This is a genomic window from Rathayibacter sp. AY1C2 (assembly GCF_002931195.1).
In the GTDB taxonomy this organism is placed as follows: domain Bacteria; phylum Actinomycetota; class Actinomycetes; order Actinomycetales; family Microbacteriaceae; genus Rathayibacter.
This window is the reverse complement of record NZ_PSWG01000005.1, coordinates 110,437-134,937: the sequence shown is the minus strand read 5'-3', so window position 1 is coordinate 134,937 and position 24,501 is coordinate 110,437. Positions and strand designations below refer to the sequence as shown.

The window sequence follows — 24,501 nt, the reverse complement described above, 5'->3', positions numbered from 1 at the left end:
CAGTGCTCCGCCCCATCATCCGTGTCCAACGGAGGATCTCGGATGAATTGATCGTCCCTGTTGGATAATGGGCGCATGGACGACCGCCAGCTCGCCGCCTTCGTCGCCGTCGCCGAGGAGCTCAGCTTCACCCGGGCGGCCGCGCGCCTGTTCGTCGTGCAGTCGACCCTCTCGGCGAGCATCCGCTCGCTCGAGCAGGAGCTCGGCTCGCCGCTGTTCGCCCGCTCGACCCGGCGGGTGGCGCTCACCGCGGTCGGCGAGGCGCTCCTGCCCTCGGCCCGATCGGCGATCGACAGCCTCGACCGGATGCGCTCGCTCGCGGCCGACGACGCGGCGGGGCTCCGCGGGCGGGTGCGGGTGGGCACCTTCTCCGCCCTCGACCTCGTCGACCTGCCCGGCGCGCTCGGCGTCTTCCGCACTCGGCACCCGCTGGTGGACCTGCTCCTGCGCACCTCGACCACCGGCTCCACCGGTCTCGCCGAGGACCTGCGCCGCGGCCTGCTCGACGCCGCTCTGCTGGCACTGCCGGCGACGCAGCTGCGGGGCCTGGCGGTGACGCGGCTGGTGCGCAGCGACTACGTCCTGCTGGTGGAGAGCGCGCATCCGCTCGCCGCGGCGGGACCGCCCTCCCCGCAGGACCTCGACGGGCTCACCTTCGTGGACACGCCCGCCGGCTTCGGCAACAGGGTCGCCGTCGACCTCGCCTTCCGCGAAGCCGGGGCGTCGCGCCGGGTGGCCACCGAGGTCGCCGATCTGCCGGGGATCCCCCGCTTCGTGCAGGCGGGGCTGGGGCCGGCGATCGTGCCGCGCGCGGGCGTCGAGCCGCTGGAGGGCGTCACGGCCCTCGCGCTCGACTGGCCGGGGCTGGTCTGGGAGCTCTCGGTCTGCACGGCGCCGCGCCCCTCCGCCGCGGTGCAGGCGCTCACGGCCGTGCTGGCGGAGCGCTCGGCCTAGGCCTCAGCCCTCGCGCAGGGGGCCGCGGACGATCGAGTCGCCGGAGTGCTCCGGGTCGTCGTCGAACGGCTCCTGGGAGACGTCCACGAGCGAGTACTCGGCGAGGTCGACGTCGTCGGGCACGGCGAAGACGCCGTCGGTCCCGTCGAGCACGCCGAGGCCGACCAGCCCGGAGGCGTCGGCGGCGAGGAGCCAGACCTCCCGGTACGAGTCGTCCGCGCTCTGCGCATCGAGGTGCACGTGCAGGCGGCGGGCGCCGTCGGCGTCCTCCAGTTCCGCGGTTCCGCTCGCTCCCTGCCAGTCGGGGAGAGCGGCGAGATCAGCGCGAGCCACGACGGCAGTGGTGTCGTCGCTCCGCGAGGCCTGCCACCAGGCTCCGCCCGCGACCCCGATGACGAGCGCGCCGAGAGCTGCCAGAACGGCGCTCAGAGCGCGGGGCCGGCGGCGGCGCGCAGGACGGTGCCGTCCCCGGGGAAGGGCGAGCGGAGGCGGCACGGCAGCCGCCGACGACGGCAGGGCGCCGGGCCCGAGGTCGCCGAGGGCGAGCTCCTCGCGGATGCGGTCCCAGACGATCGCGGGCGGCGCCTCCAGCTCGACAGCACGGCTCGCACGGCCCAGGCCCGCGGCGTGGCCGAGCTCGACCAGCTGCCGGGCGCAGTCGGGGCAGTCGCGCAGGTGGGCCTGCTCGGCGTCGCTCGAGTGCTCGCCGAGGGCGAGCAGGGCGAGCTCGTCGGGATCGAGGTGGGTCATGTGCTGCTCACCTCCAGGCGGGAGCGGAGCCGGTCGAGGCTGCGGCGGATGTGGCTCTTGACGGTACCCAGCGGCAGGCCGGTGCGCTCGGCGATCTCGGTGTGGGTGAGGTCCTCGTAGAAGGCGAGGCCGATCACCCGCCGGGGGACGGGATCCAGGCGGGCCAGCTCGTCGGCGATCAGGATCCGCGCCTCGATGTCGACGGGGGCCTCCCCCTCCTCGACCGGCGTGACGGCGACGAGGGCCTCGGTGAGCCTCCGCTCGCGCGCCCGCGCCTCGTGCGCGTCCGCGATCCTCCTCCGGGAGATCCCCACCAGCCAGGCTCCGAGAGCCGCCCGTCCGGGGTCGAAGCCCGAGCGCGAGGTCCAGGCCGAGACGAAGACGCGCTGCACCACGTCCTCCGCGTCGCCGCGGTCGCCCAGCGAGCGCAGCGCCAGCGTGAAGACCAGCGGCGACCAGCGCGAGTACGCCTCGGCGAGCGCCGCCTCCTCCCCTGCGGCGAAGCGGCGGCTGAGCCGGGCCACGAGAGCGCTGTCGGCCTCGGCGCCGTCGGCGGGCTCGATGGTCTCGATCAGGGGATCCCTCCAGGGCTGCGGGGAGCGCTGCCGCCCGGGGGCGTGCGGCGCTGCGAGGCTCATCGTACGTCGCTGAGGCTCGGGCGGGCGGATCAGCCGGCCGGGACGGCCGTGACCACCACGTTGCTGAGGTAGTGGCGGGTGTCGTAGTCGAAGTCGCCGCCGCAGGTGATCAGGACCAGCCGCGGCGGTCCGTCGGCGGCGAACACGGCCGAGAGGTCGACCGTGGTCTTCTCCGTGGTCTCCACCGTCGAGACGGTGTACGCGCGCTCCGAGCCGTCCGCGCCGGTGAGGGTCACGGTCTGGCCCGGGACCGCCTCCTTCAGCTCGACGAACGGCCCGAGGCCGTAGGCGAGGGAGTCGACGTGCGCGGCGATCACGACCGTGCCCTCCGGCTCGTCGAGGCCGGCGCCGAAGCGGTACCAGCCGGCGACCTGCGTGTCGGGCACGAGCTCCATCGTGCCGTCGTCCGCGACTCCGACCGGCTCGACGGCCATGTCGACGGGGAGCCCGTCGACGACGAGCCGCTCGGGAGCGAGCGCGGTGGGGGCGGGGGTCGCGCCGAGCCGGGCGTCCGCCACCGGGACGGACGGCACCGCTTCCGGCAGGGCCGCCGCGGGCGAGGAGGGGACCGTGGCCGGCACCGGCTGCTGGGGCGCCGAGGAGACGGCGGCGGGAGCGGGCTCCACCCGGGACTCCTGCGCCGCGCATCCGGCGAGACCGGCACCGGCCACGATCAGCCCGACCACGGCGAGGACGCGCAGAGGGAAGGGGCTCCGGCTCATGGCGTCCTCCTGGGTCGTGGTCGGGGGTGCAGGGACGGCCGCGCTCCAGCACGGCCGACCCGGCGGTCGGATCCTCGGGTCAGCGACGCGAGGCGGCGGTGCGGCGGCCGATCAGCACGGCGCCGGCAGCGGCGAGGGCGGCGAGCAGTGCTCCGCCCCACCAGCCCGCGGCGGCGTCGGGGCGGTTGTCCGCCGCGAGGCCGGCCTCACCGGCGGGGACGCCCGACGGCGAGGAGTGCAGTCCATCGATGGTCTGCGTCGCGAGAGCGAGGTTGCCCTTCTCCAGGCTGCCCCAGGCGTAGACGATCGTGTTCACGCCCTCCTGGACCTGCACGTCGGCCGGGCCGATGACCGGCGCGGTGGTCCCGGTCGCGGCGACCACGGTCGAGATCGTGGCCGGGGCGAGGTTCAGCACGCCCTCGTTCGGGTTCGTCACGTTCGTCAGGACGGGCGACCCTCCGGCGAGGATGTCCACGGCCGGAGCGGCGGCGATGTGGCGGACCGTGAGCCGGCCCTCGCCCGCGGCGGTCTTCGAGATGTCGTTGGTGAAGAGGGTCGCGGTGGGGGTGTTGTCCGGCTTGAGGTGCGCCGCGACGGTGTAGCTCTTCCCCGCCTCGAGGCTGATGTCGATCGGGCCGATCACGGGGGCGCTGGCGTCCGCGGCGGTGGAGGCCGTGATGGCGACCTTGTAGGTGCCGGTGGGGAGGTCGAGCGGGCCGGCGAGCGAGCCGGGGGTGAAGTCGTCGAGCGTCAGCTTGCCGTCGACGTAGACGTCGACCGGGGTGTCGGGGACGGCGTGCAGGACCGAGAGGTCGGCCGAGTCGGCGTCGGCGGCGGCGGCGGGCGTGGCGGCGATGCCGACGACGGCCAGGGTTCCGATGCAGGCACCGGCGAGCAGGCTGCGGGAGAAGCGGGAGGTGGTCACGGTGTTCCTCTTTCACGATGGGACCCGCGTGGGGTCGGGGGGTGGTCGAGAAGGGCCTTCACCACTACTTCCGGCCGAGGCGCCTCCTCGGATGCACCCGGTCTGAGATTCTTCGAAAGAATTCCTGCCGGACACTTTGCGAGCCCCTCGCAGCGCTGGCCCGAGCGCCCGCGCCGGGCTAGCCTCCGACCAGGAGGTGCGGAGGATGGGCAGGCGCGGTGTGGTCCTCCTCCTCGCCGCCGCGGCGCTCACCACGGCGGCGGTCGCGAGCGTGCACGGCTCCCTCGCCCCCCGGGCGCCGGTCGCCGACCAGGCCGCCGCCGCCTCCGACGCCCCCGCCCAGTGCGACGACGCCCGGGAGCTGCTGGCCGCCTCGTCCGCCTTCGAGGGCGGAGCGGGCGTGCCGGCCGGCCACCTCGTGGCCTGCCTCGACGAGGACCACCGGCGCCTCACGATCCACAACCGCACCCCCGTCGTCTGGAGTCTCGGCGACGCCTCGGTGCGGGGCGTGACGAGCGGGACGGACGGAGTGACGGGGCTGCTGAGCCTGCACGCGTCGCAGTCCTCCTCCGGGCTGCTCCTCGCACCCGGATCGGCGGCCTCGGTCTCGGCCGGCGACGGGAGGATCCGACCGCGGCCCGACGAGCCCTCGACCCGGCTGCAGCTCGCGCTCACCGCGGTGGTCGCGGCTCAGGATCAGGCGATCGGCCCCTCCGCCGGTCCCGACAGCATCATCCGCGGCGCCGCGCTCACCTGCGCGGTCGTGGTCGCGGAGTCGGACACCGGCTGGCGGGTGACCTCGCCGCGGGCTCTCGCCGCGGCGGCCGAGGACCCGGTGTGCGCGCGCCACTGGGCCCGCGCCCAGCGGAGCGCGGCGGCCTGGCGGATCGCCCTGCCCGGGCTCGTCGACGCCGTGGAGGCTCCCGGCCGCCCCGAGGAGGACACGGCGCTCCAGCGGGCCGCGGCCGACTGGTTCTCGGCCTCGAGCGGCTACTCGTGGGGCGGAGTCGACCGCCCCGCTCCCCTGCCCTGACCGGCGCCGCGCGCCTCGTCCGCCCGGGAACGCGAACGGGCCGCCCTCCGCGAGGAGGACGGCCCGTTCGGCAAGAAGTTCGCGGTGTCATCGAGACCGCGCCCTGCTCCAGGAGGAGCTAGCGGCGCAGACCGAGACGCTCGATCAGCGAGCGGTAGCGGTTGATGTCCACATCCGACAGGTAGCCGAGGAGTCGACGACGCTGACCCACGAGCAGCAGCAGACCACGACGCGAGTGGTGGTCGTGCTTGTGCTCCTTGAGGTGCTCGGTGAGGTCCTTGATCCGCTTGGTCAGGACGGCCACCTGCACCTCGGGGGATCCGGTGTCACCGGGGTGGGTCGCGTACTCTTCGATGATCGCCTTCTTGACATCTGCTTCGAGTGCCATATATGGGATCCCCTCTCTCTCGTTGCGCGGTGCCCGGCGCCTGATGCGTGGGCTCTCTTGATCCGCGGCCGTCGAACGGCAACCGGACGACTCTACCAGAGGGAGGGCGGTATCAGGAGCCGGTGGCCCGGTTCCAGAGCACGACGAGCCACGGCGAGACCAGCAGCTGCCAGTAGACGAGCACGAGGACGTTGAGGACCACGCCGATCCAGCCGGCGATCGGCGGGCGCTTCTCGCGACGCCGGGCGCGGAGGGTGGAGACGGCGAGCAGGATCCCGGCGAGCAGGACCGCGTGCACGAGCGCGGTGTAGAGCACGCCGACCAGCAGGTCGCTGACGGCCTGGTCGCCCGGGTAGGCGCCGAGCGAGATCAGGGCGTACCAGACGAAGAACGACAGCGGGACGGCGAGGACGGCCAGGAGGACCGAGACGATCCCGGCTCCGTAGCGGCGGAGGAACCCGCGAGCGCCCGAGGCCGTGGCACCGGTCCGAGCGGCTCCGGCGCGGAGGCCGCCCGTGGAGCTGCGCCGACCGCCCGTGGCGGCCGCCGCGCGACGCGCGCCCGCCTCGGCGGCGGTGCGGATCGAGCGTCGCGAGGGGGCGGCTCCGGCTGCTCGCGGGGCAGGAGGACCCTGACGCCCGGGCGCGCCGTCGGATGACGTGCTCATGCCTCTCACCCTAGGGGATGACCCCTGAGCCCCCGGATCGACGCGACGCGGCCCGCCGGGGCGGCGGAGTCAGCAGAATGGAGCGAGTGAGCCAGACCCCCCGCGCCCCCCGGCGCAGCCACGTCCTCGACGTCTCCCCCCTCCGCGAGTCCCCGGCCTTCGCCCGGCTCTGGGCCGGCAACGTGATCTCGGGCATCGGCGGCCAGATGACGATCGTCGCGGTCGGCCTGCACATCTACGAGCTCACCGGATCGACCCTCGCGGTCGCGCTGGTCGGCGTGGTGGCGCTGGTCCCGACCGTGATCGCCGGCCTCTACGGCGGGATGCTCGCCGACGCGTTCGACCGCCGCCTGGTGCTCCTGCTCGCCGCGGTCGTGGCCTGGGGCTCGACCGCGGGGATCGCGGTCCTCGCCTGGCTCGGCGCCGAGACCCCGCTCTCCCTCTACGTGCTCACCGCCGTGAACGCGGTGGCGACGACGGTGATCGTGACCACCCGGATGACGCTGGCTCCGCGGCTGCTCCGCACCGAGCTGGTCCCCGCCGCCGCCGCGCTGGGCGGCATCGCGAGCGGAGTCGAGGTGACCGTGGGGCCCGCCGTCGCCGGCGTGCTGGTCGCCTCCTCCGGCTTCGCGATCACGTACACGATCGACGTCGTGCTGTTCCTCGCCGCGTTCCTCGGCATCGCGGGGCTGCCGGCGCTCATGCCCGAGGGCGAGCGGCAGCGGCCGGGGCTGGAGTCCCTCCGCTACGGCCTGGGCTTCCTGAAGGGCGCCCCGAACATCCGGATGTCCTTCCTGGTCGACATCGTGGCCATGACCTTCGGACAGCCGCGCGTGGTCTTCCCGGCGGCCGCCGCCGTGCTGCTCGGCGGAGGCGCGGTGACAGTGGGCGCGCTCACGGCCGCGTTCGCGATCGGGGCGCTGATCAGCGGCGTCTTCTCCGGCCGGCTGACCGGGGTCCGCCGGCAGGGCCTCGCGATCGGCCGCTCGATCCAGGTGTACGGAGCGTTCGTGGTCGCGTTCGGCGCGGTCCTGCTCGGTGCCGCACTCGTGCAGCACGACGCGTCGGCGCCGAACGCGGTGCTCATCGCGCTGGCGGCGGTCGCCCTGGCCGGCGCGGGCGCCTCCGACAACGTCAGCTCGATCTTCCGGCAGACGATGCTGCAGACCGCGGTCCCCGACAACATGCGGGGTCGGCTCCAGGGCGTGTTCATCGTCGTGGTGACGGGCGGCCCGCGGGTCGGCGACCTCTACACGGGACTGCTCGCCTCGCTCGCGCTGCTCTGGCTGCCGCCGCTCGCGGGCGGGCTCGCGATCATCGCGATCCTCGCCGCGGTGCTGCGACTCCGACCGGGGTTCCGTGGGTACGACGCCCTGCACCCGACGGCCTGAGCGGAGGGGCGTCTCCCTCGAGCCGGATGGGACAGCGCGCCCGCCCGCTCGGCTCAGGCCGGCGGACGGGCGCGCCGGGGATCAGTCGCCGGAGGCCGCGTCGGCGCCGCCGCCGTCGGTCAGCCGGTCGTCCGAGACCAGTCCGCTGTCGTCGTCGCGGCCCTCGACCCGCACCGGGCGGTAGACGTGGAAGCCGTCGTCGTCGGGCTCCAGCTCCCAGACCACCTCGACCTCCTCGCCGTCGATGTCGGCCAGGCGGGTGAAGGAGCGCTGCGGGGAGCCGTCGATCATCTCGAGGCGGATGCTCTCCTGCTCCGCTCCGCTGTCGAGGATGGCGGTGTACGTCGATTCGGTGTCCATGCCTCGACGCTAGACACGCGCGGTGAGGCGTCGCCACCCCTTGCGGCGGCGCACGGTCCGCGTAGCGTCGGCACCATGACCGACACCGACATCACTCCCGCCGACTCCGACGACCGCGAGCAGATCACCGAGATGGTGAAGAGCGCCGGGATCGGGCTCCTCACCACCGTCAACGCCACCGGGCAGCTCGTCAGCCGTCCGCTCAAGGCCCAGGACATCGACTTCGACGGCGAACTGTGGTTCTTCACGCAGGACCCGTCGCCCAAGGTCGACGACATCCGCGCGAACCCGAGCGTCAACGTCGCGTTCGAGTCGAAGAAGGGCTACCTGTCGGTGGCCGGCTCGGCGACTGTCGTGCACGACCCGGCGAAGGTGGACGAGCTGTGGTCCCCGGCCGTCGCCGGCTGGTTCCCCGACGGCAAGGACGACCCGACCGTCGCGCTGATCCGCGTCGAGGCCGAGACCGTCGAGCTGTGGGCGACCGACGAGCCCCGTCCGGTCGTGCTGTTCAAGGTCCTCAAGGCCGCCGTCACCGGCGGACAGCCCGACATCGGCGAGAACCGCACCGTCTCCTTCGAGTGATCCCTCCCCCCGAGGCGCCGCCGGGGCGCGGCGCCTCGCGGGGACAGGCGTCAGGCGCCGCCGAAGCGCTCGGTGCGGACGCGCTCGGGCGCGTGGCCCTGCTCGACCAGGGCGGTGGCGACGGCCTCGACGAACGAGGACGGGCCGCACACGTAGACGGTCGGCTCGAGCGGGGCCGGCAGAGCCGCCTCGGCGAGCAGCTCCGGAGTGACGCGGCCGGCCGGACGCGCCGCTCCCGCCGGCGCCACCCGGGTGAAGACGTGGTCCACCGCGACTCCGCCCGTCGCGGCCGGCAGCTCGGCGAGCGCCGCCAGCTCCTCGCGGTAGTAGGCGAAGACGGGCGAGCGGACCGAGTAGAGCAGCTGCATCCGCGCCGCGCTCCCGGACCGGGCGTGCTCGCGCGCCATCGCCATCAGCGGCACCACGCCGCTCCCGCCCGCGATCAGCTGCACCGGCTCCGCCTGCTCCGGACGCCAGACGAACCAGCCGCCGATCGGACCGCGGATCTCGAGCCGGTCGCCCGCTTCGAGGCCGTCGACCAGGTACGGGGAGACCTCCCCGTCGTCCAGCCGCTCGACCGCGAGCTCGACCCGCTCCCCGTCGGCCGGGGCGCCTATCGAGTAGGAGCGGCTCGCCTGGTAGCCGTCGGGCGCGGTGAGGCGCACGTCGAGGTGCTGCCCCGCCAGGTGGCCCGGCCACCCGGGCACGCGGAGCACCAGGAGGCGCGACGTGGGCGTGAGCGGCGCGACCGACTCGGCCACCGCCTCCGTCCACATCACCAGTAGCGCTCCTCTTTCCAGGGGTCCCCGTGCATGTGGTAGCCGTTCTGCTCCCAGAAGCCGGGCTCGTCGCCGGGCATCAGGCGGAGCGTCCGCACCCACTTCGCGCTCTTCCAGAAGTAGAGGTGCGGCACCAGGAGCCGGGCTGGGCCGCCGTGCTCGGCCGCGAGGGGCTTCCCCTCGAACTCGGTGACGACCCAGGCCCTCCCGCCTCGGATCTCGGCGAGCGGGAGGTTCGTCGTGTAGCCGCCGAAGCTCTGCGCCATGACGAAGCCGGCGTCCGTCTCCAGGCCCTCCAGCAGAGTGTCGACCGAGACGCCGCGCCAGCTGGTGCCGAGCTTCGACCACCGGGTCACGCAGTGGATGTCGGTGTGCACGTCCTCGTGCGGGAGCGCGTCGAACTCCTCCCGGTTCCAGCGGCGCACGCCCGCGGGTCCGCCGTCGATGGAGAAGGCCCACTCGTGGATGTTCGGGGTGGGCCCGATCGAGAGGACGGGGAAGCCGTTCTCGAGGTGCTGGCCCGGCGGGAGGTCCGGGTCCGCCTCCCTCTTGCCGAAGAAGCCCCGCGTGATGATGCCCATGTCCGCCCTCGTCGTCCTCGGGGCCTGGCCCCGGATCGCTGGAAACCGCTCGTCGCGCTCACGCTACCGCTCGGCGCTACCGCATGCGGGCCCGCCGGGCGAGCCCGGGACCGTGTCGGACGTCGGTGCCAGGATCGGGGCATGAGACGAACCGTCGTGCCGCCGTACCTCCTCGTCCGCATCGCCCGCCTCGACGACCCGGCCTTCGCCCGGGCCGCGCGGGCCGCGAGCCGCTCGCTCGAGCAGGACGTGCCGTTCCGGCGCGTCCGGCCCGGAGAGCCCGCGCCCGACCGCGGGGCGCCGACCGCCGCCGCGACGTCCTCGCCGCGCACCCGCGTGCAGTCCCTCCAGCGCACCATCGCGGACGCGCGGACCGAGGAGACGCTGCCCGGCACGGTCGTCCGCCGCGAGGGCGAGGCGGCCACGGGGGATGCGGCCGTCGACGAGGCGTACGACGGCCTCGGCGCGATGTCGGCCTTCCTGCAGGGTGCGTACGGCCGCGACTCGATCGACGACGCCTGGCTGCCGCTCGACGCGACCGTGCACTTCGGCGACGACTACGACAACGCCTTCTGGGACGGCTCGCGGATGGTCTTCGGCGACGGGGACGGCCAGGTGTTCCGCCGCTTCACCGTCTCGCAGAGCGTGATCGGCCACGAGCTCGCCCACGGCATCACCGAGTACACGGCGAACCTCGTCTACCGCGGCCAGTCCGGAGCGCTCAACGAGTCGGTCTCGGACGTGTTCGGAGCCCTGATGGAGCAGTACGGCGCCGGCCAGAGCGCCGACGAGGCGAGCTGGCTGATCGGCGAGGGGCTCTTCACCGACGAGGTGCAGGGCACGGCCCTGCGGTCGATGATCGCCCCCGGCACCGCCTACGACGACGACGTCCTCGGCTCCGACCCGCAGCCGGGCTCGATGGCCGACTACGTCGAGACCGACGACGACAACGGCGGAGTGCACATCAACTCGGGGATCCCCAACCGCGCGTTCGCCGTGGCGGCGACGACCCTCGGCGGGAAGGCGTGGGAGCGCGCTGGGCAGGTCTGGTACGACGTGCTGACCGGGGGCGTCCTCACCGCGACGGCCGACTTCGAGGCGTTCGCGGCGCTCACCGTGCGGGCCGCCGCCGAGCGCTACGGATCCGGCTCCGAGGTCGAAGCCGCCGTGCGCACCGGCTGGACGACGGTCGGCGTGACGCTGTCCGCCTGAGCCGGTCCGCTCGAGGGCGGAGGCGGGTAGCATCGCGCGCATGGACGTCATCGTGTCGCGCAGCGGCGGAGTCGCCGGCCTCCGCCGGGTGTGGCGGGTCGACGTCGAGCAGCAGCCCGACGAGCGCGCCTGGCGCGACCTGCTCGGCTCGCTCCCCTGGGACGCCGCCGACGGCGAGTCCCCCGGCCGGGCCGACCGCTTCGTCTACGAGATCCGCGTGCAGACGCACCACGTCCGCCTCGGCGAGACCGAGCTCGACGGAGCCTGGCGCGAGCTGGTCGACCGCGTGAAGAAGGCGCAGCCCCGCTAGGAGCTGCGCCTTCGTCGTGTGCTCGGAGCTACTTGGTGCCGAGCAGGTCGATCACGAAGATCAGGGTCTTGCCGGAGAGCGGGTGCCCTCCGCCGGCCGGGCCGTACGCCAGCGCGGGCGGGCAGATCAGCTTGCGGCGGCCGCCGACCTTCATCCCCGGGATGCCCTGCTGCCAGGCGCGGATGAGGTTGTTGAGGGGGAAGTTGATCGACTGGTCGCGGCTCCAGGAGGAGTCGAACTCCTCGCCGGTGTCGTACTCGACGCCGAGGTAGTGGACCTCGACGGTCGAGCCGGGCTGCGCCTCGGCGCCGTCGCCGACGACGATGTCCTCGACGACGAGGGTGTCGGGGGCCGGGCCCTCAGGGGCGTCGACCTCGGGCTTGGTCAGGTTCTCGCTGCTCATGCCTCGATCCTACGGCGCTCGGGAGCGGAGTCTGGGAGCGGGCTGCGAGCACTCACTCCACGAGCGTGAGGCGCTGCGTCGGCCGGGTCATCGCGACGTAGAGCGATGCGGCGCCGCGCTCGCCGGTCTGCGCGATGAGGCGAGGGCGGGCGATGATCACGGAGTCGAACTCGAGCCCCTTGGCGTCGTTCGTCGACAGCACGGCGATCGCGCGGTCGAGCCCGGTCGCTCCACGGCCCACCTCCCGGCCGAACCGCTCCTCGAGGCGCTCGGCGATCGCGGCGAGGTCGTCGTCGGGCGCGATGACCGCGAGCGTCCCCTCCGCCTCGATCGCCCGGTCCTCGACGACGGCCGCCAGCACGCGCTCCGAGAGGCTCGCGTCGCCGCGATCGCGGATCGTCCGCACCGGCCACTCGGTGGAGCGCACGGCCTCCCCCGGCGTGATCTCCAGCCCGTTCTCGCGCGCCGTCCGCTCGGCGAAGGCGACGATCTGCGCGGGCGTGCGGTAGTTGACCGTCAGCTCCTCCAGGCGCCACGGCGCCGCCTCCACTCCCCGGCCCTGGCGGCCGAAGGTGTCGCGGAGCGCGGCGTCCCAGCTCGAGGCGGCGGAGGCGCCGGACGCCTGCGCGACGTCGCCCACGATCGTGAACGAGCGCATCGGGCAGCGGCGCAGCAGCACCCGCCACTGCATCGGCGAGAGCTCCTGCGCCTCGTCGACCACGACGTGCCCGTAGGTCCAGGTGCGGTCGGCCGCGGCCCGCTCGGCGGTGGTGCCGAGCACCGAGCGCTCGGCGAAGCCGGCCGCGAGGTCCTTGGCGTTGACGAGGCCGTCGACGCCCATGTTGCGGATGGCGGCCTCCGCGTTCTCGACGTCGCGCTTGCGCTGCTCCTTCTCGGCCTTCTTCGAGGCGTCGGCGTGGTCGTCGTAGGCGCCGAGCAGCTCCGCGGCCTCGTCGAGCAGCGGTACGTCGGAGACCGTGAACGGAGCGTCGCGGTCGCGGCGGAGGAGGGAGCGCTGCGCGGCGGTCCAGCGCGGCGTGAGCGTCGCGAACCAGTTCGGACGGGCGTAGAGGTCCTGCAGCAGCTTCTCGGGGGTCAGCGGGATCCACGCGGTGTTGAGAGCGACGCGGACGTCGTGGGCGGTCCGCACGTCCTCGCGCAGCACCGCCTCGTCGGCCTCGTCGACCGTGCTGCCGTGGCTCCGCAGCTGATCGGCGAGCTGGCGGGTGAGCTGCGAGAGCAGCGTCTTGACGAAGGAGACGCGCGCCTCGTTGTGCGGCTTGCGGGTGTCGCGCGCCCGGGTGATCGCGCGCTCCACGTCCTGCGGCTCCAGACGGAGCTTCTCGCCGTTGACGTCGAGCACCTGGGTCTCGGCCGGGACGGTCTGGCGGGAGCGGACCGCGCGCTTGAGCAGCTCCGCCATCCGCGCCGAGCCCTTCACGCGGGCGACCGCGGGCACGTCCTCCTCGACGAGGTCGAGGCCCGGGTAGAGCTGGCCGAGCGTCGAGAGGACGACGCCCGTCTCGCCGAGCGAGGGCAGCACCGCCTCGATGTAGCGGAGGAAGGACCGCGAGGGGCCGACCACGAGCACGCCGGAGGAGGCGATGCGGTCGCGGTAGGAGTAGAGGAGGTAGGCGGCCCGGTGCAGGGCGACCGCGGTCTTGCCGGTGCCCGGCCCGCCCTGCACGACGAGCACGCCGCGCAGCTCGGACCGGATGATGCGGTCCTGCTCGCTCTGGATGGTCGCGACGATGTCGTGCATCCGGCCGGTGCGCTGCGCGCCGAGGGCCGCCATGAGCGCGCCCTCGCCCTGCAGCACGGTGCCCTCGCGCAGCAGCTCCTCGTCGAAGACCTCGTCCTCGAAGCGGAGGACCTCGCGGCCCCGAGTGGTGAGGTGGCGCCGGGCGCGCGTCCCCATCGGCCGGGCGGCGGTGGCCTGGTAGAACGCGGCCGACTGCGGGGCGCGCCAGTCGAGCAGCAGCGTGTCCTGCTCCTCGTCGCGCAGGCCGATCCGGCCGATGTAGCGGTGCTCGGCGTCGGCGTCCGCGAGCGTCAGCCGGCCGAAGGCGAGCCGGTCGTCGGCGCCGGTGAGCGAGCGGATGCGGTCCTCGTAGAGCCGCGCGTAGGCGTCGCGCTCGGAGCGGCTCTGGTGGTTGCCGCCGACGCTCTCGATGCGGACGGTGTCCAGAGCCTCGCGGGCCTGGGCGATCAGCTCGTCGAGGCGGGCGTAGAGCGCCGCCACGTAGTCGCGCTCCCGAGAGAGCTCGGTGGCCTGCACAGTGCTGCCGTCCGTCATCGTCCGCCTTCCGAGGGTCCGCCGCCGCGGGCCGGGAGGCGCGGGATGCGCTCCGGGGGCCGCGGGAAAACAGGCGGTCCAGTCTACCGAGCGATCCGAAGCGGCCCGTCCCGACAGCGGGATCCGGATGCCTCTTGCGCTCGGCGCCGCGGAGGAGCATCCTCTCTCTCACGAAGAGCTCGACGCCCCGTCCGAGCAGCCGGCCCTGCCGCTGCCGCAGGGCGTCGAGCTCTTTCTCGCGGGAGCCCGTCCGCCGTCCGGTCATCGACCGGGAAGAGAACCGGACGGCTCCGCGTTGCACGCCCCATGGCCACTCCGAGCAGCAGCGTCACCGCCCCCTCCCGCGCCTCGATCGACCTCACGGAGTCGGCGCGCGCCGGCTGGGAGTCGTGGCTCGCCCGACGCGTCGAGCGCGTCACCGGACCCCGGGGCGATCTCGCCCTCGTCGAGACGCGCTGGCTCGAGCCCGGCGAGAGCGTCGACGACGAGCAGGCGCTGGCCGGCTACGGCCCCTCGGCGACCCTGACGCGGATGCGCCGCGAGAACCTCGACACCGGCGAGCCGGAGTACGGCTACCGCGTCTGGGACGCGGCCTCCGACGGCATCCGCTCCTTCGACGCCATCGAGACCTTCCCGTTCGACGCCGCCTGGGTGCTCGAGGCGTGGTTCGAGCCGGTCGCCGAGGATCGCACGGTCCCGTTCGAGCACCTGCGCGACAACGGCGCCACCCGCGAGCTCGTCGTGCCCGGCGACATCACCTTCTCGCTCGTGGACGACGGGCGCGCCCGCGAGTACACGGTCGCGGCGTTCGACGACGGCGGCACGCTCCTCGTCCCGTTCGGCGATCCGACCAACCGCAGCGACGACCCGGAGCTCGCGAGCTACCCCGTCGGCCGCTTCCTCGTCGTGCAGCGGATCGGCGGCGCGGCCGACGCGGGCACCCCCGGTCCGGTGCTCCTGGACTTCAACCGGGCGTACATCCCGCCGTGCGGCTTCTCGCCCCACTACAACTGCCCGCTGCCGCCCGCGCAGAACCGGCTCGGCGTGCCCGTGACGGCCGGCGAGCGCCGCGTGCGCAGCGCCTCCGCCTAGCGCGCCGGGGCTGAGCGGGGGCGGCCCCGGCTCAGCGGGTGAGCACCGCCCGGCGGGCGACGAGCTCGTCGAGCAGGACCTGCTCGTCGACCGCTCCGGTGCGTCCGCCGCGGCCGAGCAGGAGGTGCTGCCGGTGGTGCGCGAGCCGCGTCGCCGAGCGGAGGAAGTCCCGCATCGCCCGCGGCCGGTCCCCTCCCGCGCTCCGGGCCCAGCGGGCGGCGGTGCGGCGCCCCTCCGCGGTGCCGATCATCCGCACCTCGGCCGGCGAGAGCCAGCCGGCGACGGCGTAGTCGTCGAGCCGCTGGAGCGTCACGCGCCGCTCCTGCCGGCGCAGCAGCACCACCACGACCACGGCGACCGCGAACAGCGGCACCTGGACCACGCCGTAGAAGCCGAACCAGTCGGACACCAGGAACGACGAGCCGTTCCAGAGCGCGTGCAGGAACGCGGCGAGCGCCAGCCCGAGCAGGGCGATGGGCAGCCGCGCGACGGCGGGCCGGTTCGAGGCGAAGCCGAGGGCCGCGCCCGTGCAGGCGGTGAAGAGCACGTGCGCGAAGGGCGAGAGCACCCCGCGGAGGAAGAAGGTCACGGCGAGCGAGCCGAGACCGCCCTCCACCAGCGCGCTGCCGAAGTAGAGGATGTTCTCGACGAAGGCGAACCCGGAGGCGACGACGGCCGCGTAGACGATGCCGTCGACGGGTCCGTCGAAGGTCCGGCGCCAGATCAGCAGGACGAGGAGGACGCCGATCCCCTTGGCCGTCTCCTCGACCAGCGGCGCCTGGATCACGGCGCCGACGAAGTCGGATCCGCTCGGCTGCTGCCCGGACGCGTAGACGGCGATCTGCACGCCGAGGTCGACCAGGAGCGCGATCGCGACGGATCCGGCCGCACCCCAGAGGAACGCGAACCACAGGCCCAGCGCGGGCTCCGGCTCCCACCGGTCGACCCAGCGGACGCCCAGCAGAACCACGGTCAGCGGGACGAGGGCGATGACCGCGCAGATCCCCGCGGCGCTGACGCCGAGTCCGAGAACCACGTAGGCGAGCACGAGCAGCAGCAGGATCCCGAGGAGCGCCACGCCGATCGAGCCGAGCACGGTCGGCACGACGGAGGGGCGGGCGGTGGCGGGCGGTGCGGGCGGCGGATAGGCGCTCATGGGGCCGACAGTAGGGCACGGGCGGGGTGCGCTGTCGGCGGTTGACACGCGCCGGGCGCGTGGAGGAGGGCCGGGGTGCGGACGCCCGTGTCCGATTCCCGCTCCTGCTCGACGTCGCCGCGTGCGAGGCTCGAGGCGTGCCCGACTCCGATCCGCTCTTCGAGGAGCGCTACCGCGCCGTCGCCTCCCGCGACTCCCGGTTCGACGGGCGGTTCCTGACCGGCGTGCACTCCACCGGCATCTACTGCCGTCCGAGCTGCCCCGCCATCACGCCGCGGCGCGCGAACGTGCGCTTCTACCCGACGGCCGCCGCCGCGCACGAGGCGGGGCTCCGCGCCTGCAAGCGCTGCCTGCCGGACGCCGTCCCCGGCTCCCCCGAGTGGAACCTGCGCGACGACACGGCGGCGCGCGCCATGCGTTTGATCGCCGACGGAGTGGTCGACCGCGAGGGGGTCGAGGGGCTGGCCGCCCGGCTCGGCTACGGCGCGCGCCACCTCGGCCGCATCCTGCGCGAGGAGCTGGGCGCGCCTCCGCTGGCCCTCGCTCGCGCCCAGCGCGCCCAGACCGCCCGGCTCCTGCTCACGAGCACCGACCTGCCCGTGTCCGACGTCGCCTTCGCCGCCGGCTTCACGAGCATCCGGCAGTTCAACGCGACCCTGGCGGAGGTGTACGAGCGGACCCCGACGGCCCTGCGCGCCTCGGCCCGCGGCACGCGCTCCGAGGCGAGCGTCCACGACGGCGCGACCACGCTGGAGCTCCGGCTGGCAGTGCGGGCTCCGTTCGATCCCGGGGTGCTCGACGTGCTCGGCGGCACCGCGCTCCCGGGCATCGAGGAGGCGTCCCCCGGCGGCTACGCGCGCTCGCTCGTCCTGCCCGGGGGCGCGGCGCTGATCCGGCTGGCGGCGGACGGGGAGAGCGTCCGCTGCAGCGCGACGCTCGTCTCCGTCGCCGACGTCGGGCCGCTGGTCGCCCGGGTGAGGCGGCTGCTCGACCTGGACGCGGACGCCCGCGCCGTGGACGAGGCCCTCGCGGCCGATCCCGCACTCGCTCCGAGCGTCGCCGCCCGCCCCGGTGTCCGCGTGCCCGGCTCCGTCGATCCGGCCGAGACGCTGGTGCGCGCGCTGCTCGGCCGGCGGGAGGCCGCACGGCTGGTCGCGGCGCTCGGCGCGACGCTCCCGGAGTCCGTGGCGAGCGGATCGATCGCACGCGCCTTCCCCTCCCCCGCGGTGATCGCCGAGCACGCCGCCGACGTGCTCCGCGGATCCGCCGACGTGCTGGTGCGGACCTGCACGCTGCTCGCCGAGGGAGCCCTGCGGCTCGACGCCGACCGGGAGGAGCTCGCCGAGCAGCTGCTGGCGGTCCCCGGGATCGACGCGGCCACGGCGGCCGAGGTGGCGCAGCGGGCGACCGGAGATCCGGACGTCCTGCTCACAGGGGATCCCGTGCTCCGGCGGGGCGCGGCGGCGCTCGGCCTGCCCGCCGGCGAACGCGGGCTGGCCGAGGCCGGGCGCCGCTGGGCGCCCTGGCGCAGCTACGCCGGGGCGCGCCTCGCGGCCGCGGTCACGCCTCCGGCGCGGGGTCGATGATCGGGAGCGCCGCGGTCATCGCCTCGATGCCCGAGAGCCGCGCCGGCGAGATCAGCCGCATGACCTCCTCGCGGGACATGAGCCCCGCCTCGACGACGAGGTCGGCGATGTTGCGGCCGGTCGCGAGGGCGGCCTTCGCGAGGGCGGCGGACGCGGTGTAGCCGATGCTCGGCGTGAGCGCCGTCACGACCCCGACCGAGGAGGCGACCATGGCCTCGAGCCGGTCGACGTTCGCGGTGATGCCGTCGATGCAGTTCTCGCGGAGCGTCCTGCAGGCCTGCGTCATCCAGGTGATGCTCTGCAGCAGCGAGTGCGCGATCACCGGCTCGAAGGCGTTGAGCTGGAGCTGACCCGCCTCGGCCGCCATCGTGACCGTGACGTCGGCCCCGGCCACCGAGTAGGCGACCTGGTTGACCACCTCGGGGATGACCGGGTTCACCTTGCCGGGCATGATGCTGGATCCCGCCTGGCGCGGAGGCAGGTTGATCTCGCCGAAGCCGGCCTGAGGGCCCGAGGAGAGGAGCCTCAGGTCGTTGCAGATCTTGGACAGCTTGATCGCGGAGCGCTTGAGCGCGCTCGAGAACGACATGAAGACGCCGGTGTCGCTCGTCGCCTCGACGAGGTCCTGCGCCATCTCGAGGTCGAGGTCGGTGATCTCGTTGAGGTGGCGGACCGCGGCTGCGCCGTAGCGCGGATCGGCGGTGATGCCGGTGCCGATCGCGGTGGCTCCGATGTTGACCTCGGCGAGCAGCCAGATGGTCTCGGAGAGGCGGGCGTGGTCCTCGCCGAGGGTCGTCGCGAAGCCGTGGAACTCCTGGCCGAGCGTCATCGGCACCGCGTCCTGCAGCTGCGTGCGGCCGACCTTCAGGACGCTTCCGAACTCGACCGCCTTGCGGGAGAACGACTCGCGCAGCAGCGCCAGCTCGTCGAGCAGGCGGCGCAGCGACCAGGTCATCGCGATCTTGATCGCGGTCGGGTAGACGTCGTTGGTGGACTGGCTGCGGTTGACGTCGTCGAGCGGGTGCAGGTGGGCGTAGTCGCCCCGCTCGAAGCCGCCGATCTCGAGTGCGACGTTGGCGACGACCTCGTTCGCGTTCATGTTCGTCGAGGTGCCGGCGCCGCCCTGGATCACGCCGACCACGAACTGGTCGTGGAACTCGCCGTCGATGATGCGGCGGCACGCGGCGTCGATCAGCTCGGCCTTGGCGGGGGCGAGGCTGCCGAGCTCGGTGTTCGCCCGGGCGGCCGCGAGCTTGACCGTGGCGAGGGACCGGACGAGATCGGGGTAGATCGAGATGGGGCGCTTCGAGATCGGGAAGTTGTCGAGGGCCCGCGCCGTGTGGATGCCCCAGTAGGCCTCGGCGGGGATCTCCATCGAGCCGAGGGAGTCGCTCTCGGTGCGCGTGGCGGGGGTCTCGGTGTCGTCCAGGGCTCTGCCTTCCGGGTCGCGGTCGGGGAGGGTGCTCGGTGCGAGGGTCACGTCCAGCTCCGTTGCTGTCGTCGTGCGGCCCCGGAGGGTGCAGGGGGCTCGCGAACTGCGCGGCCAGCCTATCGCCGGGGCGCGGGGCGGCGGCGGACGCGGGCGCGGAGCGTCCGGTCGACGGGCGCGGAACGACCGCGCCTCCCGCCGCCGGAGCGGACAGGAGGCGCGGGACGCGGGAAGCGGCGGATCAGCGGTAGTCGCTGCCCGACGCGAGGGCCGCGAGCGGCACGAGCACGACCACGACGAGCACGGCGATCGCGAAGAGCAGGACGAGGCCGAGCATGACGGAGTTGAGCACGATGCCCCAGATCGAGAGCGTGCGGCCGGTCGGCTCCCTCCGCAGGCCCAGGATGCCGAAGACGAGGCCCGCGGCCGGAGCGATCACGGTCAGTCCGAAGAAGACGGAGGTGACGCCGAGGATCAGGCTGGTGAGCGAGAACGGGGTCGAGGGCGCCGGGGCGAGGGCCGCGGGCGGGACGGCGGGGGTGCCGTAGGAGGCGCGGGCCTGCTGCGAGGAGGCGGGCTCCTCGGCGGCGGGGCGCTCCCCGGCGGACGGCCGCTCCTCGGTGAGGACGGCGGTCGCGCCCAGGTCCACGGTCGGCTGCTCGTCGGCGGGTGTGGAGAGGCGGGCGGTGCGGTCGTCGGTGGTCACGGTGTGCTCCTTCTCGGGTGCCGGTCGCCCGGCGGGATGCGGTCCCGCCGGGCGGGCCGGCGGTGCTGCCGGTGTGCTCCGGCGATGCCTCCACGCTACGGACGAGCCCGGACCCGCCCCATCCGGGGAACCCCCGGAACTCGGGGGCGATCCCCCGCCTCGACGCGGGGGCGGGTGCGAGACTGGTCCCGGCGCGAGGAGGCGGCGACGATGGACGACGACGAGCTGCGGCACCGAACCCGGGACCGCAAGGGCGCCCGGGCCGTCTGGTTCGCCGGGCTGTCGGCGCTCGCCGGCTTCGTGGTGATCTCCCCCGTGATCTCCCTCACGGCGACCGTGATGGTGTGGGGGTCGCGGCGACGGATCGGCACCCTCAGCGACCGGAACGGGCTGGTCGCCGTCAACTGGCAGCTCACCTACCTCGCGCTCCAGCTGATGCTGGTCCCGCTGCACCTCGCGCTGGTATCGGTGCGCGACTCGCTCGGCGCCGACTGGCCGCTCGCGACGATCTCGGCGATCCTCGCGCTGGCCGTGCTCAACCTCGTGCTGTGCGTCGTCCTCGGAGTCCGGTCCGGCCAGGGCCGTACCGTGCGCCTCTGGATCGCCGTGCCCTTCGCCCGCTCCACCCGTCCGCCGCGCTGACCGTCCGGGGACACCGGGCACGGCGGCTCTCCGCTCCTGGGACTCCGCCCGGCGTGTCCGCGGCGCGGTGCCCCCCTCCACGTCGCGGCGGCGGGCAGGGTGGTGGAGTGATCGCCTTCCCTCCGCCCGTCTACGTCGTGGCCGACGACGGAGTGCGGCTGGCCACCTACTCCGTCGGCGAGGAGAGCGCCCCGACCGTCCTCGCCGTGCACGGCTTCGCCTCCCACGCCGTTCTCAACTGGGAGACGTCGGGCTGGCTGCGGACGCTGCACCGGGCCGGGTACCGCGTCGTGGCGCTCGACCAGCGCGGGCACGGCGCGAGCGAGAAGCCGCACCACTCCGACTCCTACAGCGTGGACGCCATGGTGGCCGACCTGGTGCGGGTGCTCGACTCCTACGACCTCGACGCGCCCCACGTCCTCGGCTACTCCCTCGGCGCCCGGATGAGCTGGGTGCTGGGACTCGAGCACCCGGAGCGGCTCGCATCGCTGAGCCTCGGCGGGCTGACCGTGGGCGAGCCCCTCCGCTCCTTCGACGCGGAGGCGGCCCGGGCCCGCGTCGCCTCCGGTGGCGAGATCGACGACGGCTTCACCCGCGCCTTCATCGGCATGGCGGAGGGCGTGCAGGGCAACGACCTCGCGGCACTGGTGGCGGTGGCCGACGGCGTCCGCGGCGGGGCGCACCCGGAGCACGGGCGGCACCCCGGCCTGCCGACGCTGCTCGTGACCGGCGGCGCGGATCCGATCGCTCCCGGCGGAGAGCTGCTGGCGGCGGAGACGGGGGCGCGGTTCGTGAGCGTCCCCGGCCGCGACCACACCAGCACCGTGCCCGCGCGGGGCTTCAAGGACGCGGTGCTGGCGTTCCTGGCGGAGCAGCGATGAGCCGGCCCCTCGCCGGACGGGAGCACCGCGAGCGCCGAGGCCCGCGGCGTAGCATCCCCCTCATGCAGGCGATCCGCATCGAGAACCCCGGCCCCGACTCCCGACTCGTGCTGGAGGAGGTGCCGACGCCCTCCCCCGGACCCGGCGAGGTCCTCGTCCGCGTGGCGGCCGCCGGCGTCAACCGCGCCGACCTCGGCCAGCGCGGCGGGGTCTACCCGCCGCCGCCCGGCGCCTCCGAGATCCTCGGGATGGAGGTGTCCGGCACGGTCGTCGCGCTCGGCGAGGACGCGACCGGGTTCTCGGAGGGCGACGAGGTCTGCGCGCTGCTCTCCGGCGGCGGCTACGCGGAGTACGTCGCGGTCGACGCGGGCCTGGTGCTGCCGGTGCCGGACGGCGTCGGCCTCGTCTCGGCCGCCGCCCTCCCGGAGACGACGTCCACCGTCTGGTCGAACCTCGTGATGGTGGCCGGGCTCGGATCCGGCGACACCGTCCTCCTCCACGGAGGCGGGAGCGGGATCGGGACCACGGGCATCCAGGTCGCCGCCGCCCTCGGCGCCCGCGTCGCCGTCACGGCCGGCAGCCCCCGCAAGCTCGAGGCGTGCCGCGCGCTCGGGGCCGACGTCCTGATCGACTACCGCGAGGAGGATTTCGTCGAGCGGATCCGCGAGGCGACCGGCGGGCGCGGCGTCGACGTGATCCTCGACCCCGTCGGCGGCGACTACCTGGCCCGTGACCTGGAGGCGCTGGCCGTGGGCGGGCGCGTGGTGTTCATCGGCAACCAGTCCGGTGCGCTGGGCTCGCTCGACCTCGGGGTCCTGATGCGCAAGCGCGGGGCGGTGCACGCCACGACCCTCCGCGCCCGGCCCCTGGAGGAGCGGCGCGCGATCGTCGCGCGGGTGCGCGCAGAGGTCTGGCCGCTGGTCGCCGCCGGGACGGTGCGCCCGGTGGTGGACGAGGTGGTCCCGCTCGCCGAGGCCGAGCGGGCGCACGACGTGATGCGCTCCTCCGGCCACATCGGCAAGCTGCTGCTCACCCCGTGACGCCCCGCACCGGAGGAGGCCCCCGCCGCCCGCGGTGAGCGGGAGCGGGGGCCTCCTCCGATGACGCCCTTCGGCGGGGCGTCAGACGGCGGAGCGCAGGAGTCCGAGCGAGCGGTTGATGCCGTCGACGTCCACCGCGGCCGGATCGAACGATGCTCCGGCGGCGAGGCCGAGAGCCTCGAGCGCCTCCGCGTGGTCAGCCGAGGACGGGTCCGTCGCCGCCCGCACCGTGTCGGCCCAGGCCGCGGGGCCTCCCGGCACGTCGAGCGGAGCCGCGCCGCGCGCGCCCGTGCAGCGCGGCAGAGCCGTCGACAGCGGCGCGATCGCCTCCAGGCGGATGACGTGGCGCCACTCGTCCTCGAGGTCGTAGACGTAGAAGAGCTCGTCCTGCTCCTGCTCGAGCACCTCGGCGAGCGCGACGCCCGCCTCGTCCACGAGGTCGGCGCCGAACTCCTCCGCGTCGGACGGCGAGCCGATCGGAGCCTGCTCCTCGTCGGGCACGCCCACGCTGAAGTAGTGCGGCTGCGCGTCGGTCCAGCCCAGCGAGAGCTGGAGCGCGAGGTGCAGATCGCGCAGCGACGACTCGGAGGAGAGCTCGAGGCGCCGCCAGACGACGGGCTTGGTCCCGAGCAGGGCGACGTGGAGCGCGTAGGCCGTCGCCGTGTCCTGGGTCGCCTCGTCGAGGATCTCGAGGCGGGTGGCCTCGCGCTCTCCGAGGAGGACGACCGTCGCGCGGACGACGGAGGCGAGGACGGGCGCCAGGCCCTCCGGCACCGCGTAGCCGAACTCGGGCGAGTGCAGCAGCAGCCCGAGCTCGGCGGTGTCGTCGAGCATCCGCTCGGCCGTGCCGACCATGCGCTCGCGCTCGTCGAGGGCCTCGTCGAGCGAGACTCCGGAGTCGGCTGCCAGCTCGTCGACCAGCTCGCCGACGACCAGGCCCGGGTGGATCTCGGCCTGGCAGGCTACCGCGATGCGGACCAGTACGGCATCGGTGGTGGTGACCGCGCGCTCCTCCGGGGAGAAGGCGCCGTCCTCGGTGTCGGCGGCCGCCAGCGCGGTCTGGGCGCTGAGGATCCACTGCTCGAGGAAGCGGGCGACGTAGGCGATGCGCTCGGCGGCGGCCTCGTGGGCATCGGAGCTGCGCCAGAGCACGGCGGCCTCGCCGAGACCTGCGGCGGATCCCTCCTGCTCGAGCACAGCGGAGCCGACCAGCGCGTCCCACCAGGCCGAGACCGGGATGCGGACGGAGTCGTCGCTCGGGGTGGATCCCGCGGAGGAGATGCCCGCCTCGACCGCGATCTCGCGGGCGGCGCGCTCTGTGAGGGTCGCGCCGTCGTCGGCGGCGAGGTGCTCGACCACGACGTCGGCGGCGTGCACGAGAGCGGTGGCGCGCACGGCGGAGAGCTGCTCCTCGGCCGGGACCTCGTCGAGCTCGGCGAGGTCGTCGAGCACGGCCTCCACGAAGGAGCCGGCGAGGTCGAGGACCTCGTCGAGGACGGCCTGGCACTCGTCCAGCTCCTCGTCGGTGCCGGTCCAGAGGTCCTCGTCGGTGAGGAAGTCGAGGAAGTGCTCGACGACCTCGGCGACGGTGAAGAGGGTGTCGTCGAGGTCGGCCTCGCTCTCCTCCCCCGACAGGTCGGCCTCGATCTGGTCGAAGACGGCCTCGAGCAGCTCGGCGTCGGGCTGGGCGAAGGAGCCGCGCGGGCGCAGGTCGCGGGTCATCGCGAAGAGGTCGGTCAGCACCTCGACGGCCTCGTCGGCCTCGAGGTGCTCGTGCTGCATTCCCACCTCGGCGAGGTGCGAGCGGTACCAGCTGCGGAACCGCACCATCAGCGCGGTCTCGGCCGTGCGGCCGCCGCCCTGACCGCCGGACCCGCCCTGACCGCCTCCGGATCGTCCCTGGTTGCGCTTCTTGCCCATGATTCCTCCGCGACCGCTCCACTCACGACGAAGCGCTCCAGCCTACCCAGTGCGGGCG

26 protein-coding genes are annotated in these 24,501 nt (G+C 74.3%); 11 read left to right on the top strand and 15 right to left on the bottom strand.

The annotated features are described in order from the left end of the window. The first annotated feature begins 75 nt into the window (after window positions 1-75). The gene (locus C5C55_RS05980) at window positions 76-954 is read left to right on the top strand and encodes a LysR family transcriptional regulator (RefSeq protein ID WP_104233255.1); all 879 of its coding nucleotides are present in this window, start codon (window positions 76-78) and stop codon (window positions 952-954) included. Between the two features lie 3 nt (window positions 955-957). Here C5C55_RS05980 and C5C55_RS05975 read toward each other — a convergent pair whose 3' ends face one another. From C5C55_RS05975 to C5C55_RS05960, 4 genes are all read right to left on the bottom strand, one after another. Beyond that, window positions 958-1,704 (bottom strand): anti-sigma factor, encoded by a 747-nt coding sequence (locus tag C5C55_RS05975; protein WP_104233254.1) that lies wholly within the window; start codon window positions 1,702-1,704, stop codon window positions 958-960. Next, window positions 1,701-2,342 (bottom strand): RNA polymerase sigma factor, encoded by a 642-nt coding sequence (locus tag C5C55_RS05970; protein ID WP_104233253.1) that lies wholly within the window; start codon window positions 2,340-2,342, stop codon window positions 1,701-1,703. The genes C5C55_RS05975 and C5C55_RS05970 overlap by 4 nt, the downstream gene beginning before the upstream one ends. Window positions 2,343-2,371: 29 nt before the next feature. Then, window positions 2,372-3,064 (bottom strand): class F sortase, encoded by a 693-nt coding sequence (locus tag C5C55_RS05965; protein WP_104233252.1) that lies wholly within the window; start codon window positions 3,062-3,064, stop codon window positions 2,372-2,374. 79 nt (window positions 3,065-3,143) lie between these two features. Continuing rightward, window positions 3,144-3,989: a DUF4397 domain-containing protein gene (locus C5C55_RS05960; RefSeq protein WP_104224813.1), complete on the bottom strand. Its 846-nt coding sequence runs from the start codon at window positions 3,987-3,989 to the stop codon at window positions 3,144-3,146. A gap of 205 nt (window positions 3,990-4,194) precedes the next feature. Here C5C55_RS05960 and C5C55_RS05955 point away from each other — a divergent pair, with 205 nt between their 5' ends. Next, on the top strand, window positions 4,195-5,022 hold the full coding sequence (locus C5C55_RS05955) for a hypothetical protein (RefSeq protein ID WP_146080897.1): 828 nt from the start codon (window positions 4,195-4,197) through the stop codon (window positions 5,020-5,022). A 118-nt stretch (window positions 5,023-5,140) separates the two neighbouring features. Here the strand turns inward: C5C55_RS05955 and rpsO are convergent, their stop codons facing one another. Then, the gene (rpsO, locus tag C5C55_RS05950) at window positions 5,141-5,410 is read right to left on the bottom strand and encodes a 30S ribosomal protein S15 (protein WP_068252328.1); all 270 of its coding nucleotides are present in this window, start codon (window positions 5,408-5,410) and stop codon (window positions 5,141-5,143) included. 112 nt (window positions 5,411-5,522) lie between these two features. Next, entirely contained in the window at window positions 5,523-6,077 is a 555-nt protein-coding gene (locus C5C55_RS05945) for a hypothetical protein (RefSeq protein ID WP_104233250.1), read from the bottom strand. A gap of 86 nt (window positions 6,078-6,163) precedes the next feature. On the opposite strand from C5C55_RS05945, the gene C5C55_RS05940 reads away from it, so the two are divergent. After that, window positions 6,164-7,468, top strand: coding sequence for an MFS transporter (locus tag C5C55_RS05940; protein ID WP_258072506.1), 1,305 nt, complete (start codon window positions 6,164-6,166; stop codon window positions 7,466-7,468). 81 nt (window positions 7,469-7,549) lie between these two features. Here the strand turns inward: C5C55_RS05940 and C5C55_RS05935 are convergent, their stop codons facing one another. Continuing rightward, entirely contained in the window at window positions 7,550-7,828 is a 279-nt protein-coding gene (locus tag C5C55_RS05935) for a hypothetical protein (RefSeq protein ID WP_104224817.1), read from the bottom strand. 75 nt (window positions 7,829-7,903) lie between these two features. Between C5C55_RS05935 and C5C55_RS05930 the strand changes: the two genes are divergently transcribed. Then, window positions 7,904-8,410: a pyridoxamine 5'-phosphate oxidase family protein gene (locus tag C5C55_RS05930; RefSeq protein WP_104224818.1), complete on the top strand. Its 507-nt coding sequence runs from the start codon at window positions 7,904-7,906 to the stop codon at window positions 8,408-8,410. A gap of 50 nt (window positions 8,411-8,460) precedes the next feature. On the opposite strand, the gene C5C55_RS05925 is transcribed toward C5C55_RS05930, so the two are convergent. After that, complete coding sequence (locus C5C55_RS05925; protein ID WP_104233248.1) at window positions 8,461-9,186, bottom strand: FAD-binding oxidoreductase; 726 nt, start codon at window positions 9,184-9,186, stop codon at window positions 8,461-8,463. Continuing rightward, window positions 9,186-9,770, bottom strand: coding sequence for a molybdopterin-dependent oxidoreductase (locus tag C5C55_RS05920; RefSeq protein WP_104224820.1), 585 nt, complete (start codon window positions 9,768-9,770; stop codon window positions 9,186-9,188). Before C5C55_RS05920 ends, C5C55_RS05925 begins: the two co-directional genes overlap by 1 nt. A 141-nt stretch (window positions 9,771-9,911) precedes the next feature. On the opposite strand from C5C55_RS05920, the gene C5C55_RS05915 reads away from it, so the two are divergent. Together C5C55_RS05915 and C5C55_RS05910 are read left to right on the top strand one after the other, a co-directional pair. After that, the gene (locus C5C55_RS05915) at window positions 9,912-10,982 is read left to right on the top strand and encodes a M4 family metallopeptidase (protein WP_104233247.1); all 1,071 of its coding nucleotides are present in this window, start codon (window positions 9,912-9,914) and stop codon (window positions 10,980-10,982) included. 40 nt (window positions 10,983-11,022) lie between these two features. Next, a complete protein-coding gene (locus tag C5C55_RS05910; protein WP_104233246.1) occupies window positions 11,023-11,292 on the top strand; it encodes a protealysin inhibitor emfourin in 270 nt (89 codons plus the stop codon). Between the two features lie 28 nt (window positions 11,293-11,320). Here the strand turns inward: C5C55_RS05910 and C5C55_RS05905 are convergent, their stop codons facing one another. After that, window positions 11,321-11,695 (bottom strand): FKBP-type peptidyl-prolyl cis-trans isomerase, encoded by a 375-nt coding sequence (locus C5C55_RS05905; RefSeq protein ID WP_104226280.1) that lies wholly within the window; start codon window positions 11,693-11,695, stop codon window positions 11,321-11,323. A 52-nt stretch (window positions 11,696-11,747) separates the two neighbouring features. Further along, window positions 11,748-13,991 carry a UvrD-helicase domain-containing protein gene (locus C5C55_RS05900; RefSeq protein WP_104233245.1) on the bottom strand — a complete coding sequence of 748 codons (2,244 nt, stop codon included), beginning with the start codon at window positions 13,989-13,991 and terminating at the stop codon, window positions 11,748-11,750. A 306-nt stretch (window positions 13,992-14,297) separates the two neighbouring features. Between C5C55_RS05900 and C5C55_RS05895 the strand changes: the two genes are divergently transcribed. Beyond that, the gene (locus tag C5C55_RS05895) at window positions 14,298-15,083 is read left to right on the top strand and encodes a DUF1684 domain-containing protein (RefSeq protein WP_104233244.1); all 786 of its coding nucleotides are present in this window, start codon (window positions 14,298-14,300) and stop codon (window positions 15,081-15,083) included. A 31-nt stretch (window positions 15,084-15,114) separates the two neighbouring features. On the opposite strand, the gene C5C55_RS05890 is transcribed toward C5C55_RS05895, so the two are convergent. Next, window positions 15,115-16,239 (bottom strand): PrsW family intramembrane metalloprotease, encoded by a 1,125-nt coding sequence (locus C5C55_RS05890; protein ID WP_104233243.1) that lies wholly within the window; start codon window positions 16,237-16,239, stop codon window positions 15,115-15,117. Between the two features lie 137 nt (window positions 16,240-16,376). Between C5C55_RS05890 and C5C55_RS05885 the strand changes: the two genes are divergently transcribed. Beyond that, window positions 16,377-17,825, top strand: a complete 1,449-nt coding sequence (locus tag C5C55_RS05885; protein ID WP_181067784.1) for a DNA-3-methyladenine glycosylase 2 family protein — start codon at window positions 16,377-16,379, stop codon at window positions 17,823-17,825. On the opposite strand, the gene C5C55_RS05880 is transcribed toward C5C55_RS05885, so the two are convergent. Continuing rightward, window positions 17,800-19,254: an aspartate ammonia-lyase gene (locus tag C5C55_RS05880; RefSeq protein ID WP_258062860.1), complete on the bottom strand. Its 1,455-nt coding sequence runs from the start codon at window positions 19,252-19,254 to the stop codon at window positions 17,800-17,802. The genes C5C55_RS05885 and C5C55_RS05880 overlap by 26 nt on opposite strands. Window positions 19,255-19,495: 241 nt before the next feature. Beyond that, window positions 19,496-19,960, bottom strand: a complete 465-nt coding sequence (locus C5C55_RS05875; RefSeq protein WP_104233242.1) for a DUF4190 domain-containing protein — start codon at window positions 19,958-19,960, stop codon at window positions 19,496-19,498. Window positions 19,961-20,170: 210 nt separating this feature from the next. Between C5C55_RS05875 and C5C55_RS05870 the strand changes: the two genes are divergently transcribed. The 3 genes from C5C55_RS05870 (at window position 20,171) to C5C55_RS05860 (ending at window position 22,523) form a co-directional block, all read left to right on the top strand. Continuing rightward, on the top strand, window positions 20,171-20,602 hold the full coding sequence (locus C5C55_RS05870) for a DUF4870 domain-containing protein (protein ID WP_181067783.1): 432 nt from the start codon (window positions 20,171-20,173) through the stop codon (window positions 20,600-20,602). Between the two features lie 107 nt (window positions 20,603-20,709). Continuing rightward, window positions 20,710-21,483 (top strand): alpha/beta fold hydrolase, encoded by a 774-nt coding sequence (locus C5C55_RS05865; protein WP_181028772.1) that lies wholly within the window; start codon window positions 20,710-20,712, stop codon window positions 21,481-21,483. A gap of 62 nt (window positions 21,484-21,545) precedes the next feature. Further along, window positions 21,546-22,523 (top strand): NAD(P)H-quinone oxidoreductase, encoded by a 978-nt coding sequence (locus tag C5C55_RS05860; protein WP_104233239.1) that lies wholly within the window; start codon window positions 21,546-21,548, stop codon window positions 22,521-22,523. Window positions 22,524-22,604: 81 nt separating this feature from the next. On the opposite strand, the gene C5C55_RS05855 is transcribed toward C5C55_RS05860, so the two are convergent. Next, on the bottom strand, window positions 22,605-24,443 hold the full coding sequence (locus C5C55_RS05855) for a plasmid pRiA4b ORF-3 family protein (RefSeq protein ID WP_104233238.1): 1,839 nt from the start codon (window positions 24,441-24,443) through the stop codon (window positions 22,605-22,607). Between the last annotated feature and the right edge of the window lie 58 nt (window positions 24,444-24,501).